Here is a 15,610-nt window from a genome sequence, read left to right on the forward strand (position 1 = left end):
ACACGATGAAACTGCGCCTGGCGCTGTCTGCTCTGTTGACCCTGCCTCTGCTCACGCAGGCGGCGCCGTCCACGTCGCCACTGCTGGTCATCCATGGCGGGGCAGGGGTCGAACGCAAGGACCTGTCGCCGCCCGAAGAGAAGGCCGCGCGCGCAGCCCTGCAGGCGGCGCTGTTGAAGGGCCATGCCGCGCTGGCCGCCGGACGCCCTGCGCTGGATGCGGTCACTGCCGCCATCACCGTGCTGGAGGACGATCCCACGTTCAATGCCGGCAAGGGCGCAGTGTTCACCCATGACGGCCGCAATGAACTGGATGCTTCGCTGATGGACGGCGCCACCCAGGCGGCCGGTGCAGTGGCGGGCGTGCAGCGCGTACGCAATCCCATCCAGCTGGCGCAGCGGGTCATGCAGAAATCGCCGCACGTGATGATGGTCGGGCAGGGTGCCGAGGCATTCGCGGTGGAGCAGGGCATCGCCCTGGTCGACCCCTCCTATTTCCGCACTGACAAGCGTTGGCAGCAGCTGCAGCGTGCACTGAAGGAGGAGGCCGGCGGGCAGGCGCATGCCGATCTGGAGACGGCCAGGCACTTCGGCACGGTTGGTGCGGTCGCGCTGGATGCGCAGGGGCATCTCGCGGCAGGCACCTCCACCGGCGGCATGACCAACAAGCGCTATGGACGCGTGGGTGATTCACCGATCATCGGCGCCGGCACCTGGGCCGATGCACGCTGCGCGGTGTCGGGCACCGGTTGGGGCGAGTACTACATCCGCACTGCGGCCGCACACGAGATCTGCGCGCGCATGCGCTACCTCGGGCAGACGCCGGAGCAGGCCGGCAAGGGCGTCATCAACGAAGCGATCCCGCAGATGGGCGGCGACGGTGGCGCCATCGTGCTGTCCGCCGACGGCAAAGCAGCCACGCCATTCAACACGCAGGGCATGTATCGGGGCTGGATCGGCGCCGATGGAGTGCCGCATGTCGCAATTTTCGCCAGCGAGGCCCTGGCCCTCCCAGGGCAATAACCTTGCGTATCAATGGGTTTGCGACAACGTGTGAAAAAAATGGAAAAAAGCGTTGACAGCCCCCCGTCCCATCAGCAGAATAAGCGGCTCACCACCACACACCGCAGCGCTTCGGCGGCAACGGGATGGGGTGGTAAGGAGGGATACCCAAGCGGCCAACGGGGGCAGACTGTAAATCTGCTGGCTTACGCCTTCGGTGGTTCGAATCCACCTCCCTCCACCAGTTTCACGTTGTGGCACATTCCCGGTGCGGGAGTAGTTCAATGGTAGAACCTCAGCCTTCCAAGCTGATGGTGCGGGTTCGATTCCCGTCTCCCGCTCCATTGAATGAACTTTGAATATTATCGAGTTCATGCCATAATGCACAACTCGCTCACATAGCTCAGTCGGTAGAGCACTTCCTTGGTAAGGAAGAGGTCGAAGGTTCGATTCCTTTTGTGAGCACCATCTTAAGCACCACACCAGACGAATTCGAGATAAGCAGCCATGGCCAAGGGTAAGTTCGAGCGCACCAAGCCGCACGTCAACGTCGGCACCATCGGTCACGTCGACCACGGCAAGACCACGCTGACCGCCGCACTGACCAAGATCGGTGCCGAGCGCTTCGGTGGCGAGTTCAAGGACTACTCGGCAATCGACGCCGCTCCGGAAGAGAAGGCTCGTGGTATCACGATCTCGACCGCGCACGTCGAATACGAATCCACCACCCGTCACTACGCCCACGTCGATTGCCCGGGCCACGCTGACTACGTCAAGAACATGATCACCGGTGCCGCCCAGATGGACGGCGCGATCCTGGTGTGCTCGGCCGCTGACGGCCCGATGCCGCAGACCCGCGAGCACATCCTGCTGTCGCGTCAGGTCGGCGTGCCGTACATCGTCGTGTTCCTGAACAAGGCCGACATGGTTGACGATGCCGAGCTGCTGGAACTGGTCGAAATGGAAGTCCGCGAGCTGCTGAGCAAGTACGACTTCCCGGGCGACGACACTCCGATCATCTCGGGTTCGGCCCGCCTGGCGCTGGAAGGCGACCAGAGCGACATCGGCGTGCCGGCCGTGATCAAGCTGGTCGATGCTCTCGACAGCTGGATCCCGACCCCGGAGCGTGACGTCGACAAGCCGTTCCTGATGCCGGTGGAAGACGTGTTCTCGATCTCGGGCCGCGGCACCGTGGTGACCGGTCGTATCGAGCGCGGCGTGATCAAGGTCGGCGAAGAAATCGAAATCGTCGGCATCCGTCCGGTGCAGAAGACCACCGTGACCGGCGTGGAAATGTTCCGCAAGCTGCTGGACCAGGGTCAGGCAGGCGACAACGCCGGTCTGCTGCTGCGCGGCACCAAGCGTGACGACGTCGAGCGCGGCCAGGTTCTGGCCAAGCCGGGTTCGATCAAGCCGCACACCAAGTTCGACGCCGAAGTGTACGTGCTGTCGAAGGACGAAGGCGGCCGCCACACCCCGTTCTTCAAGGGCTACCGTCCGCAGTTCTACTTCCGTACCACCGACATCACCGGTGCGGTCGAGCTGCCGGAAGGCGTCGAGATGGTGATGCCGGGCGACAACATCAAGATGGTTGTCACCCTGATCAACCCGGTCGCAATGGACGCCGGCCTGCGCTTCGCAATCCGCGAAGGTGGTCGTACCGTCGGCGCCGGTGTGGTCTCCACCATCATCGAGTAAGCCTGCAAAGCCGGCGGTTGCATAGCGCTGCCGGTCGCGCGAGTGGCGGGCCGGGAACCTCGGTCCGCCTTCGCCGTCTAAGGGAAGGCAAGTTTCAATCTGTACGCCAGTAGCTCAATTGGCAGAGCAGCGGTCTCCAAAACCGCAGGTTGGGGGTTCGAGTCCCTCCTGGCGTGCCATCTGCCCACCTTATCCAGCGGTTCGGCCGCTAAAGCAGACATAGCCTGATGAATAGCAAGATCGAACACTCCAAGGACACCTCCACCCACGGTGGGGATATCGTCAAGTACGCCGTTGCCACGCTGCTGGTGTTGGCTGGTCTGTTCGTCTGGTTCTGGTTCTCCGCTGACTCCGGTCGCGCTGCCCAGCTGGGCGCGTGGACGGGTCAGCTGCGTGCGTTGGCCGTCGTCGTGGGTCTGGCCGGTGGTATCGGCGTGTTCCTGCTGACCGGCAAGGGTCGTGATACCCGCGAATTCCTCTCCGAGTCGCGCTTCGAGCTGCGCAAGGTGGTCTGGCCGACGCGCCAGGAAGCCACCCGCATGACCTGGGTCGTGATGGTTGTGGTGATCATCCTCAGCCTGCTGCTGGGTGGGTTCGATTACGTCATTCAGCGGCTGGTCCAGCTGTTCCTGACCCGCTAAGGAGATTTGCATGAAGCGTTGGTACGTCGTTCACGCCTATTCGGGCTTCGAGAAGTCGGTTGCGCAGGCTCTGCGTGATCGCATCGTCCGTGACGGCATGGAAGAGCGCTTCGGCGACGTTCTGGTCCCGACCGAAGAAGTGGTCGAGATGCGCGCCGGCCAGAAGCGCCGTTCCGAGCGCAAGTTCTTCCCGGGTTACGTGCTGGTCCAGATCGAGACCCACGAAGAAGCCGGCATTCCGCGCATCGACAACGAAAGCTGGCACCTGGTCAAGGAAACGCCGCGCGTCATGGGCTTCATCGGTGGCACCGCCGATCGTCCGCTGCCGATCGCTGATTCCGAGGCCGAGGCCATCCTGAACCGCGTTCAGGAAGGTGTCGAGAAGCCGCGTCCGAAGGTGCTGTTCGAGCCGGGCCAGATGGTCCGCGTCACCGACGGTCCGTTCAACGATTTCAACGGCGTCGTCGAAGAAGTCAACTACGAGAAGAGCCGTCTGCGCGTTTCGGTGCTGATCTTCGGTCGTGCCACCCCGGTCGAGCTCGAGTTCGGCCAGGTCGAAAAGGCCGTCTGACCGGCTGGGTAAAGTCGAGCTTGCTCGACTTTACCGTGCAGTCGAGCAAGCTCGACTCTACAAAAGGAACCGGGCCTGGCCCGGTTTCCTTCGTTTATATGCCGCTTCAGGAATGTGAAGAAAAAACCTGATATAGTGCGCGGCTCCCCGCTGGGAAGCCAGCAGGATGAGGCCGCCGCAAGGTGGCCTTCAGCATGATTTCAAAACGCGATGCCGGGACGCGTGATTCCCGGTCCGATGGGGAGCCTGTTGTCGAAAGGCGCTAGCACCCGGAGAGCACTCAAATGGCAAAGAAAGTTGTCGGTTACATCAAGCTGCAGGTGAAGGCCGGTCAGGCCAACCCCTCGCCGCCGGTCGGTCCTGCGCTGGGTCAGCGCGGCCTGAACATCATGGAATTCTGCAAGGCGTTCAACGCTGCCACGCAGAAGCTCGAGCCGGGTCTGCCGGTTCCGGTGATCATCACGGCCTACTCGGACCGTACGTTCACCTTCATCACCAAGAGCACCCCGGCCACCACCCTGCTGAAGAAGGCCGCTGGCATCTCGTCGGGCTCCAAGCGCCCGAACACCGAGAAGGTCGGCAAGGTCACCCGTAAGCAGCTGGAAGAGATCGCCAAGGCGAAGGAACCGGATCTGACTGCCGCCGATCTGGACGCCGCCGTGCGTACCATCGCTGGCTCTGCCCGTTCCATGGGCCTCGTGGTGGAGGGTTAATAAGATGGCACAGACCAAGCGTGAGAAGGCCATCAAGGCCGCCGTTGTCCCGGGCAAGTCGTACGCCTTCGAGGACGCGATCAACATCCTGAAGTCCGCCACCAAGGCCAAGTTCGTCGAGTCGATCGACGTTGCCGTGCGCCTGGGCGTCGATGCGAAGAAGTCCGACCAGCAGGTCCGTGGCTCCACCGTGCTGCCGGCTGGTACCGGCAAGTCGGTCCGCGTCGCTGTCTTCGCTCCGGCTGGTGCCAAGGCTGACGAAGCCCTGGCCGCTGGCGCCGAAGCCGTCGGTATGGACGATCTGGCCGAGAAGATGCAGGCCGGCGATCTGAACTACGACGTCGTCATCGCGACCCCGGACGCCATGCGCGTCGTCGGTAAGCTGGGCACCGTGCTGGGCCCGCGCGGCCTGATGCCGAACCCGAAGGTCGGCACCGTCTCCCCGAACCCGGGTGAAGCCGTGAAGAACGCCAAGTCCGGCCAGGTCCGTTACCGCACCGACAAGGCCGGTATCATCCACTGCACCATCGGCAAGGCCGACTTCGCCGAAGACGCGCTGAAGTCGAACCTGACCGCGCTGCTGCTGGACCTGATCAAGGCCAAGCCGGCCACCTCGAAGGGCACCTACCTGCAGAAGGTTTCGGTCAGCTCGACGATGGGCCCGGGCGTCACCGTCGACCAGTCGTCGCTGACCCTGAAGTAATTGTTTCAAGCGGTCACGGTACCCTCGGGCACCGTGACCGTGACATTTGAAGGCATCGCCGGCAGTCCATCGCTGGCGGTAGCCGTCAAAGACCGCAGGCGCGGTCGTGGCAATACCGGCGACGGGCACGGAAGCTCGAAATGGCAGGGAGTCGCCGCCGGAGCAGCAATGACCGCTTAATCGATTCCCCGGAATCAACCTGCGTAGATGGTGCCCTTCTGGAGTTTTTCTGGTTCACGCACGTCTGGGATCTTCCCCGATTGCACTCCAGGTCTGGAACGGCCCACCCCCGGAACATCATTCCGATGTTCCCGGCGTCCAGGACGGATGCCGCACAGGACCGCACACGGCAGGAGCCGTAAGCGGAGTTCAATTGGAGGAGTGCAATGGCTCTCAATCTGTCCCAGAAGCAAGAAGTAGTCGCCGAGCTGGCAGACGTCGCCGCCAAGGCCCACTCCTTGATCGCAGCCGAATACGCTGGCACCACGGTCGCCCAGATGACCGCGATGCGCAAGCAGGCTCGTGAAACCGGTGTTTTCTTGAAGGTTGTCAAGAACACCCTGGCTTCGCGTGCTGTTGAAGGCACCGAGTTCGCAGTCGCACAGGACCAGATGGTTGGTCCGCTGCTGTACGCGTTCTCGCTCGAGGAGCCCGGCGCAGCCGGTCGCCTGATCAAGGAAGCCGCCAAGGGCAACGACAAGCTGAAGGCTAAGGTCGTCGCCATCGGTGGTGAAGTGTTCCCGGCGAGCCACGTCGACGTGCTGGCATCGCTGCCGACCCGCGACCAGGCCCTGGCAATGCTGGCACGCGTCCTGACCGAGCCGGTCACGATGTTCGCCCGCGCCATCAAGGCAATCGGTGACAAGCAGAACGGTGGCGAAGCCGCTGAAGCTGCTGAACCGGCCGCCGAGACCGCCTGAGTTTCGACTCATTAGTGGTTCCTGACGGAACCTCAATCCAGAAAATCATCCAAAGGTAATTATCATGTCCCTTACCAACGAACAGATCGTCGACGCCATCGCCGAGAAGTCCCTGATGGAAGTGATGGAGCTGGTCAAGGCCATCGAAGAGAAGTTCGGCGTCTCCGCCGCTGCTCCGGTTGCCGTGGCCGCTGCCGCTGGCCCGGCCGCTGCTGTTGAAGAGCAGACCGAATTCGTCGTCACCCTGAAGACCGCTGGCGACAAGAAGGTCGAAGTCATCAAGGCCGTCCGCGCCATCACCGGCCTGGGCCTGAAGGAAGCGAAGGACCTGGCCGAAGCCGGCGGCGTCCTGAAGGACAACGCTTCGAAGGAAGAAGCCGAGAAGATGAAGAAGGACCTGGAAGCTGCTGGCGCGACTGTCGAAGTCAAGTAAGCACTTCCCTTGCATCGTCATCGATTCACGGCGATGCAGCCAAGGCTGGGGGCGTAAGCCCCCGGCCTTTGGTCGTTGTTGCGGTGTGGTAGATCCACGCCATGCGTGGATGTAATCGGTAGATCCACGCCATGCGTGGATGCAATAAGCAGCAGAAAGCCCAACACGGGCTGCGGTCATACCCTCGCCAGCCAGCGCCCAGCGCGGCGGCAGGGCAGTAGATGCAGACGAGTTGGCAGTTGGAAGTAGCGGGAGAAGGCGTGCTGGTGCCGGCAATACCAGCGACTTCCAACTGACAATTTCAAGTTCCCTTCGGGTCGTGGGCGCACGGCCCGCACAACAAGGTGGAAGACCTCATGACGTCCTATTCGTTCACCGAAAAAAAGCGTATCCGCAAGGATTTCGGCAAGCAGCGCTCGATCCTCGAAGTGCCGTTCCTGCTGGCCATCCAGGTGGATTCCTACCGTGATTTCCTGCAGGAAAACATCGATCCGGCCAAGCGCGCCGATTACGGCCTGCACGCTGCGCTGAAGTCGGTCTTCCCGATCGCCAGCTACAGCGGCAACGCCGCCCTGGAATACGTCGGCTACAAGCTGGGCGAGCCGGTCTTCGACGAGCGTGAGTGCCGTCAGCGTGGCATGAGCTACGGTGCGCCGCTGCGCGTCACCGTGCGCCTGGTCATCTACGACCGCGAGTCGTCGACCAAGGCCATCAAGTACGTGAAGGAGCAGGAGGTCTATCTGGGCGAAATCCCGCTGATGACCGAAAACGGCACCTTCATCGTCAACGGCACCGAGCGCGTCATCGTCTCCCAGCTGCACCGCTCGCCGGGCGTGTTCTTCGACCACGACCGTGGCAAGACCCACAGCTCGGGCAAGCTGCTGTACAGCGCCCGCATCATTCCTTACCGCGGTTCCTGGCTGGACTTCGAGTTCGACCCGAAGGATGCGCTGTTCACCCGTATCGACCGTCGCCGCAAGCTGCCGGTGTCGATCCTGCTGCGCGCGCTCGGCTACAGCAACGAAGAGATGCTGGCCGAGTTCTTCGAGATCAACACCTTCCACATCAACCCGGATGAAGGCGTCCAGCTGGAGCTGGTGCCGGAACGCCTGCGTGGCGAAACCCTGGGCTTCGACCTCGCCGACGGCGACAAGGTCATCGTGGAAGCCGGCAAGCGCATCACCGCGCGCCACATCAAGCAGCTGGAAGCCTCGGGCATTGCCGCCCTGGCCGTGCCGGACGACTACATCGTCGGCCGCATCCTGTCGCACGACGTGGTTGATGCCTCGACCGGCGAACTGCTGGCCCAGGCCAACGACGAAATCAGCGACGAGCAGCTGCAGAACTTCCGCAAGGCCGGCGTCGATGCGGTGGGCACCCTGTGGGTGAACGACCTGGATCGGGGCCCTTACCTGTCCAACACCCTGCGCATCGATCCGACCAAGACCCAGCTGGAAGCCCTGGTCGAAATCTACCGCATGATGCGTCCGGGCGAGCCGCCGACCAAGGATGCCGCGCAGAACCTGTTCCACAACCTGTTCTTCACCTTCGAGCGCTACGACCTGTCCGCGGTCGGCCGCATGAAGTTCAACCGTCGCGTGGGCCGCAAGGAAACCACCGGCGAAGCCGTGCTGTACGACAGCAAGTACTTCGGCGAGCGCAACGACGAAGAGTCCAAGCGTCTGGTTGGCGCCCATGGCGACAGCTCCGACATCCTGGACGTGATCAAGGTCCTGACCGAGATCCGCAACGGTCGCGGCGTGGTCGACGACATCGATCACCTGGGCAACCGTCGCGTGCGTTCGGTCGGTGAAATGGCCGAGAACGTGTTCCGCGTCGGCCTGGTCCGCGTCGAGCGCGCGGTCAAGGAACGCCTGTCGATGGCCGAGTCGGAAGGCCTGACCCCGCAGGAGCTGATCAACGCCAAGCCGGTTGCCGCTGCCATCAAGGAGTTCTTCGGCTCCTCGCAGCTGTCGCAGTTCATGGACCAGAACAACCCGCTGTCGGAAGTGACCCACAAGCGTCGCGTCTCGGCCCTGGGCCCGGGCGGTCTGACCCGTGAGCGCGCCGGCTTTGAAGTGCGCGACGTGCACCCGACCCATTACGGCCGCGTCTGCACCATCGAAACCCCGGAAGGCCCGAACATCGGCCTGATCAACTCGCTGGCCGTGTACGCCCGCACCAACAAGTACGGTTTCCTCGAGACCCCGTACCGCAAGGTGGTGGACGGCAAGGTCCACGATGAAGTCGAGTTCCTGTCGGCCATCGAAGAAAACGAGTACGTCATCGCCCAGGCCAACGCCCTGACCGATGCCAACAGCGTGCTGACCGAACAGTTCGTTCCCTGCCGTTTCCAGGGCGAATCGCTGCTGAAGCCGCCGGCGGAAGTCCACTTCATGGACGTCTCGCCGATGCAGACCGTGTCCATTGCCGCTGCGCTGGTTCCGTTCCTGGAGCACGATGACGCAAACCGCGCACTGATGGGCGCGAACATGCAGCGTCAGGCCGTGCCGACCCTGCGTGCGCAGAAGCCGCTGGTGGGTACCGGCATCGAGCGCGCCGTGGCGCGTGACTCCGGTGTGACCGTCAACGCCCGCCGTGGTGGCGAGATCGTGCAGATCGACGCCGCGCGCATCGTGGTCAAGGTGGTCGAGGAAGAGATCGTCGGTGCCACCGACGCCGGCGTCGACATCTACAACCTGGTCAAGTACACCCGTTCCAACCAGAACACCTGCATCAACCAGCGTCCGCTGGTCCAGGTGGGTGACATCATCGCCCGCGGCGATGTGCTGGCCGACGGTCCGTCCACCGATATCGGCGAACTGGCCCTGGGCCAGAACATGCTGATCGCGTTCATGCCGTGGAACGGCTACAACTTCGAAGACTCCATCCTGCTCTCCGAGCGCGTGGTGGAAGAGGATCGCTACACCACGATCCACATCGAAGAGCTGACCTGCGTCGCGCGTGACACCAAGCTGGGGCCGGAAGAAATCTCCGCCGACATCCCGAACGTTTCCGAGCAGGCGCTGAACCGCCTGGACGAAAGCGGCGTGGTGTACATCGGTGCGGAAGTCCGCGCCGGCGACATCATGGTCGGCAAGGTCACCCCGAAGGGCGAAAGCCAGCTGACCCCGGAAGAGAAGCTGCTGCGCGCGATCTTCGGCGAGAAGGCTTCGGACGTTAAGGACAGCTCGCTGCGCGTTCCGCCGGGCATGGACGGCACCGTCATCGACGTGCAGGTCTTCACCCGCGACGGCATCGAGAAGGACAAGCGCGCCCGCCAGATCGAAGAGTCTGAAATCAAGCGCGTCAAGAAGGACTTCGACGACCAGTTCCGCATCCTGGAAGCGGCCATCTACATGCGTCTGCGTTCGCAGATCGTGGGCAAGGTGGTCAACGGCGGTGCCGGTCTGAAGAAGGGCGACGTCATCTCCGACGCCTACCTGGACGGCCTGAAGAAGGCTGACTGGTTCGCGCTGCGCATGAAGGACGAGGACGCTTCGGAAGCCATCGAGCGCGCCCAGAAGCAGATCCAGGCGCACGAGAAGGAATTCGAGCGTCGCTTCGCCGACAAGCGCGGCAAGATCACCGCTGGCGACGACCTCGCCCCGGGCGTGCTGAAGATGGTCAAGGTGTTCCTGGCCGTGAAGCGCCGCATCCAGCCGGGCGACAAGATGGCAGGCCGCCACGGCAACAAGGGTGTGGTGTCCAACGTGGTGCCGGTCGAGGACATGCCGTACATGGCCTCGGGTGAAACCGTGGACATCGTGCTGAACCCGCTGGGCGTGCCGTCGCGTATGAACATCGGCCAGATCCTGGAAGTGCACCTGGGCTGGGCAGCCAAGGGTCTGGGTCGCAAGATCCAGGCAATGATGGAAGCCCAGGCTGCGGTTGCCGACCTGCGCAAGTTCCTGGACGACATCTACAACCACGACGACACCAACGTGGCCAACCGTGTCGACCTGTCGCAGTTCAGCGACGAGGAACTGCTGCGCCTGGCCCGTAACCTCACCGACGGCGTGCCGATGGCCACCCCGGTGTTCGACGGCGCCACCGAAGCGGAAATCAAGCGCATGCTGGAACTGGCCGACCTGCCGAGCAGTGGCCAGACCCAGCTGTATGACGGCCGCACCGGTGAAGCCTTCGACCGCCACACCACCGTCGGTTACATGCACTACCTGAAGCTGAACCACCTGGTCGACGACAAGATGCACGCCCGTTCGACTGGTCCGTACTCGCTCGTCACCCAGCAGCCGCTGGGCGGCAAGGCGCAGTTCGGCGGCCAGCGCTTCGGTGAAATGGAAGTCTGGGCGCTGGAAGCCTACGGCGCGGCCTACACCCTGCAGGAAATGCTGACGGTGAAGTCCGATGACGTGCAGGGCCGCAACCAGATGTACAAGAACATCGTCGACGGTGAGCACGAGATGGTCGCGGGCATGCCGGAATCCTTCAACGTCCTTGTGAAGGAAATCCGCTCGCTGGCCATCAACATGGAACTGGAAGACAACTGATCCATGCCGGCGCGGCGGTCCGCCGCCGCGCCGCTGGCAGTGACCTGAAAGCCCATCGACACAGCATTCCTCCTTCTGGAGAACACCATGAAAGACCTGCTCAACCTCTTCAACCAGCAGCGCCAGACGCTGGACTTCGACGCGATCAAGATCGCGCTGGCCTCGCCGGACCTGATCCGCTCGTGGTCCTTCGGCGAAGTGAAGAAGCCGGAAACCATCAACTACCGTACCTTCAAGCCGGAACGTGACGGCCTGTTCTGCGCCGCCATCTTCGGGCCGGTCAAGGACTACGAGTGCCTGTGCGGCAAGTACAAGCGCATGAAGCACCGCGGCGTGGTCTGCGAAAAGTGCGGCACTGAAGTGACCCTGGCCAAGGTGCGCCGCGAGCGCATGGGCCACATCGACCTGGCCTCGCCGGTCGCGCACATCTGGTTCCTCAAGTCGCTGCCGTCGCGCATCGGCCTGATGCTGGACATGACCCTGCGTGACATCGAGCGCGTGCTGTACTTTGAAGCGTACGTGGTGACCGAGCCGGGCCTGACCGCCCTGGAGCGCCGCCAGCTGCTGACCGAAGAGCAGTACCTGCAGGCACGCCAGGAGCACGGCGATGACTTCGACGCCGCCATGGGCGCCGAGGCCGTCTACGAACTGCTGCGCACCATCGACCTGCAGTCGGAAATGACCCGCCTGCGCGAGGAAATCGCCGCTACCGGTTCGGAAACCAAGCTCAAGCGCCTCACCAAGCGCATCAAGCTGATCGAAGCCTTCCTGGAATCGGGCAACCGTCCGGAGTGGATGGTCATGACCGTGCTGCCGGTGCTGCCGCCGGACCTGCGTCCGCTGGTTCCGCTGGATGGTGGCCGCTTCGCGACCTCCGACCTGAACGACCTGTACCGCCGCGTCATCAACCGTAACAACCGCCTGCGCCGCCTGCTCGAACTGAGCGCGCCGGACATCATCGTGCGCAATGAAAAGCGCATGCTGCAGGAATCGGTCGATGCGCTGCTGGACAACGGCCGTCGCGGCCGTGCCATCACCGGCACCAACAAGCGCCCGCTGAAGTCGCTGGCCGACATGATCAAGGGCAAGCAGGGTCGCTTCCGCCAGAACCTGCTGGGCAAGCGCGTCGACTACTCGGGCCGTTCGGTCATCGTGGTCGGTCCGTACCTGCGCCTGCACCAGTGCGGCCTGCCGAAGAAGATGGCGCTTGAACTGTTCAAGCCGTTCGTCTTCGCCAAGCTGCAGCGCCGTGGCCTGGCCACCACCATCAAGGCCGCCAAGAAGCTGGTCGAACGCGAAGAAGCCGAAGTCTGGGACATCCTGGAAGAGGTCATCCGCGAACACCCGGTGATGCTGAACCGTGCGCCGACCCTGCACCGTCTGGGCATCCAGGCGTTCGAGCCGGTGCTGATCGAAGGCAAGGCCATCCAGCTGCACCCGCTGGTCTGCACCGCGTTCAACGCCGACTTCGACGGTGACCAGATGGCCGTCCACGTGCCGCTCTCGCTGGAAGCCCAGCTGGAAGCGCGTGCGCTGATGATGTCGACCAACAACATCCTGTCGCCGGCCAACGGCGAGCCGATCATCGTGCCGTCGCAGGACGTCGTGCTGGGTCTGTACTACATGACCCGCTCGCTGGAAAACAAGAAGGGCGAGGGCATGGCCTTCGCCAACATCGCTGAAGTCAAGCGCGCCTACGACAACCGCGTGGTGGAACTGCACGCGCGCGTCAAGGTCCGCATCACTGAAGTGGTGACCGACGAAGAAGGCAACAAGCAGCCGAAGACCTCGATCGTGGACACCACGATCGGTCGCGCCCTGCTGGCTGAAATCCTGCCGGAAGGCCTGCCGTTCGCGCTGGCCAACACCGAGCTGACCAAGAAGAACATCAGCCGCCTGATCAACTCCAGCTACCGCCAGCTGGGCCTGAAGGACACGGTCGTCTTCGCCGACAAGCTGATGTACACCGGCTTCGCCTACGCGACCCGCGCCGGCGTCTCCATCGGCATCGACGACATGCTGATCCCGGACGAGAAGAAGGGCATCCTCACCGAGGCCGAAGCCGAAGTGCTGGAAATCCAGGAGCAGTACCAGTCGGGTCTGGTCACCGCCGGCGAGCGCTACAACAAGGTGGTCGACATCTGGTCGCGCACCAATGAGCGCATCGCCAAGGCGATGATGGACACCATCGGTACCGAGAAGGTCGTCAATGCCAAGGGTGAGACCATCGACCAGAAGTCGATGAACTCGCTGTACATCATGGCCGACTCCGGTGCGCGTGGTTCGCAGGCGCAGATCCGTCAGCTGGCCGGTATGCGTGGCCTGATGGCGCGTCCGGACGGCTCGATCATCGAGACGCCCATCAAGGCGAACTTCCGCGAAGGCCTGAACGTGCAGGAGTACTTCAACTCCACCCACGGTGCCCGTAAGGGTCTGGCCGATACCGCGCTGAAGACCGCGAACTCGGGTTACCTGACCCGTCGTCTGGTCGACGTCGCGCAGGACGTGGTCATCACCGAGGTGGATTGCGGTACCACCGAAGGCCTGATCATGACCCCGATCGTGGAAGGCGGCGACGTGGTCGAGCCGCTGAAGGATCGCGTGCTGGGTCGTGTGGTTGCCGAGGACGTGTTCCTGCCGGGCAACGACGAAGATCCGATCGTCACCCGCAACACCCTGCTGGACGAAGCCTGGGTTGCCAAGCTGGAAGATGCCGGCGTGCAGAGCATCAAGGTCCGTTCGACGATCTCGTGCGAATCGGCCTTCGGCGTCTGCGGTCGCTGCTACGGCCGCGATCTGGCCCGTGGCCACCTGGTCAACATCGGTGAAGCGGTCGGCGTCATCGCCGCCCAGTCCATCGGTGAGCCGGGTACCCAGCTGACCATGCGTACGTTCCACATCGGTGGTGCGGCGTCGCGAGCTGCTGCGGTCGACAACATCACCGTCAAGACCACCGGCTCGGTCAAGTTCAGCAACCTCAAGTCCGTCGAGCACGCCAACGGCTCGCTGGTGGCAGTGTCGCGCTCGGGCGAAATCTCGGTGCTCGATGCCCACGGCCGTGAGCGTGAGCGTTACAAGCTGCCGTACGGTGCAACCATCACCTCCAAGGACGGTGATGCGATCAAGGCTGGCCAGACCGTGGCCAACTGGGATCCGCATAACCACCCGATCGTGTCGGAAGTTGCCGGCTTCATCCGCTTCATCGACTTCGTCGACGGCATCACCGTCATCGAGAAGACCGACGAGCTGACCGGCCTCGCTTCGCGTGAAATCACCGATCCGAAGCGTCGTGGTACCCAGGCCAAGGACCTGCGCCCGATCGTGCGCATCGTCGACGCCAAGGGCAACGACCTGTCGATCCCGGGCACCGACCTGCCGGCGCAGTACCTGCTGCCGCCGCGTTCGATCGTCAACCTGCAGGACGGCGCCGCCGTCGGCGTGGGCGACGTCGTCGCCAAGATCCCGCAGGAAGCATCGAAGACCCGCGACATCACCGGTGGTCTGCCGCGCGTGGCCGATCTGTTCGAGGCCCGCAAGCCGAAGGATCCGGCGGTGCTGGCCGAGCGTTCGGGCATCATCAGCTTCGGCAAGGACACCAAGGGCAAGCAGCGCCTGATCATCAAGGACACCGACGGTTCGGAGCACGAAGAGCTGATTCCGAAGTACCGCCAGGTCATCGTCTTTGAAGGCGAGCACGTCACCAAGGGCGAAACCATCGTGGACGGCGAGCCGAGCCCGCAGGACATCCTGCGTCTGCTGGGTGTCGAACCGCTGGCGGCTTACCTGGTGAAGGAAATCCAGGACGTGTACCGCCTGCAGGGCGTGAAGATCAACGACAAGCACATCGAGGTCATCACCCGCCAGATGCTGCGCAAGGTCGAGATCACCGATCAGGGCAGCAGCAAGTTCCTGAACGGCGAACAGGTGGAGCGCCAGCGCGTGATCGAGGAGAATGCGCGCCTGTCGACCCGCAACGAGCTGCCGGCGCACTTCGATCCGGTCCTGCTGGGTATCACCAAGGCATCGCTGGCGACCGAATCGTTCATCTCGGCGGCTTCGTTCCAGGAAACCACCCGCGTGCTGACCGAAGCTGCCGTCCGCGGCACCAAGGACAACCTGCGCGGCCTGAAGGAAAACGTCATCGTGGGTCGCCTGATCCCGGCCGGTACGGGTCTGTCGTACCACAGCAGCCGCCGCCGCGGCGCTTCGGGTCTCACCGACTCGGAGATGCAGGCCCTGACCGGTACCCCGGTTGCGGCTGAGGCGCCGGCCGTTGAAGCCGAAGCTGAACAGGCGTCTGGCGAAGAATGAGTCACCCGGTCCGGCCGCAAGGCCGGACCACCCGGCGGTAGAGTCGACCGTTGGTCGACTCCGCCAGGCGGGAAAAGGAAAGGGCAGGGCGGATCATCCTCGATCCAC

General features: G+C 63.4%; 10 protein-coding genes and 4 tRNA genes. All 14 read left to right on the forward strand.

What is annotated here, in order from left to right; all coding sequences use genetic code 11:
* The first annotated feature begins 5 nt into the window (after window positions 1–5).
* The 14 genes from C1924_RS03860 (at window position 6) to rpoC (ending at window position 15,502) form a co-directional block, all read left to right on the forward strand.
* The gene (locus tag C1924_RS03860; RefSeq protein WP_108766961.1) at window positions 6–1,022 is read left to right on the forward strand and encodes an isoaspartyl peptidase/L-asparaginase; all 1,017 of its coding nucleotides are present in this window, start codon (window positions 6–8) and stop codon (window positions 1,020–1,022) included.
* Window positions 1,023–1,159: 137 nt separating this feature from the next.
* Window positions 1,160–1,245, forward strand: a tRNA-Tyr gene (locus tag C1924_RS03865).
* A 26-nt stretch (window positions 1,246–1,271) separates the two neighbouring features.
* Window positions 1,272–1,345, forward strand: a tRNA-Gly gene (locus C1924_RS03870).
* 48 nt (window positions 1,346–1,393) lie between these two features.
* Window positions 1,394–1,469: transfer RNA gene (locus C1924_RS03875), tRNA-Thr, on the forward strand.
* A 39-nt stretch (window positions 1,470–1,508) separates the two neighbouring features.
* Complete coding sequence (gene tuf, locus C1924_RS03880) at window positions 1,509–2,699, forward strand: elongation factor Tu (protein WP_079220745.1); 1,191 nt, start codon at window positions 1,509–1,511, stop codon at window positions 2,697–2,699.
* Window positions 2,700–2,802: 103 nt separating this feature from the next.
* Window positions 2,803–2,878: transfer RNA gene (locus C1924_RS03885), tRNA-Trp, on the forward strand.
* Window positions 2,879–2,926: 48 nt separating this feature from the next.
* The gene (gene secE / locus C1924_RS03890; RefSeq protein ID WP_108764156.1) at window positions 2,927–3,340 is read left to right on the forward strand and encodes a preprotein translocase subunit SecE; all 414 of its coding nucleotides are present in this window, start codon (window positions 2,927–2,929) and stop codon (window positions 3,338–3,340) included.
* 10 nt (window positions 3,341–3,350) lie between these two features.
* On the forward strand, window positions 3,351–3,911 hold the full coding sequence (gene nusG, locus C1924_RS03895) for a transcription termination/antitermination protein NusG (RefSeq protein WP_004154362.1): 561 nt from the start codon (window positions 3,351–3,353) through the stop codon (window positions 3,909–3,911).
* Window positions 3,912–4,195: 284 nt separating this feature from the next.
* Window positions 4,196–4,624 (forward strand): 50S ribosomal protein L11, encoded by a 429-nt coding sequence (gene rplK / locus C1924_RS03900; RefSeq protein WP_004145248.1) that lies wholly within the window; start codon window positions 4,196–4,198, stop codon window positions 4,622–4,624.
* A gap of 4 nt (window positions 4,625–4,628) precedes the next feature.
* Complete coding sequence (gene rplA / locus C1924_RS03905; RefSeq protein ID WP_108748650.1) at window positions 4,629–5,327, forward strand: 50S ribosomal protein L1; 699 nt, start codon at window positions 4,629–4,631, stop codon at window positions 5,325–5,327.
* A 386-nt stretch (window positions 5,328–5,713) separates the two neighbouring features.
* The gene (gene rplJ / locus C1924_RS03915; RefSeq protein WP_108764157.1) at window positions 5,714–6,247 is read left to right on the forward strand and encodes a 50S ribosomal protein L10; all 534 of its coding nucleotides are present in this window, start codon (window positions 5,714–5,716) and stop codon (window positions 6,245–6,247) included.
* 64 nt (window positions 6,248–6,311) lie between these two features.
* Window positions 6,312–6,680 (forward strand): 50S ribosomal protein L7/L12, encoded by a 369-nt coding sequence (gene rplL, locus C1924_RS03920; RefSeq protein ID WP_108764158.1) that lies wholly within the window; start codon window positions 6,312–6,314, stop codon window positions 6,678–6,680.
* A 356-nt stretch (window positions 6,681–7,036) separates the two neighbouring features.
* A complete protein-coding gene (gene rpoB / locus C1924_RS03925) occupies window positions 7,037–11,191 on the forward strand; it encodes a DNA-directed RNA polymerase subunit beta (protein ID WP_108764159.1) in 4,155 nt (1,384 codons plus the stop codon).
* Window positions 11,192–11,278: 87 nt separating this feature from the next.
* Window positions 11,279–15,502, forward strand: coding sequence for a DNA-directed RNA polymerase subunit beta' (rpoC, locus tag C1924_RS03930; RefSeq protein ID WP_108764160.1), 4,224 nt, complete (start codon window positions 11,279–11,281; stop codon window positions 15,500–15,502).
* Window positions 15,503–15,610 lie beyond the last annotated feature (108 nt).

It is taken from the genome of Stenotrophomonas sp. ESTM1D_MKCIP4_1 (assembly GCF_003086895.1).
Taxonomy (GTDB): domain Bacteria; phylum Pseudomonadota; class Gammaproteobacteria; order Xanthomonadales; family Xanthomonadaceae; genus Stenotrophomonas.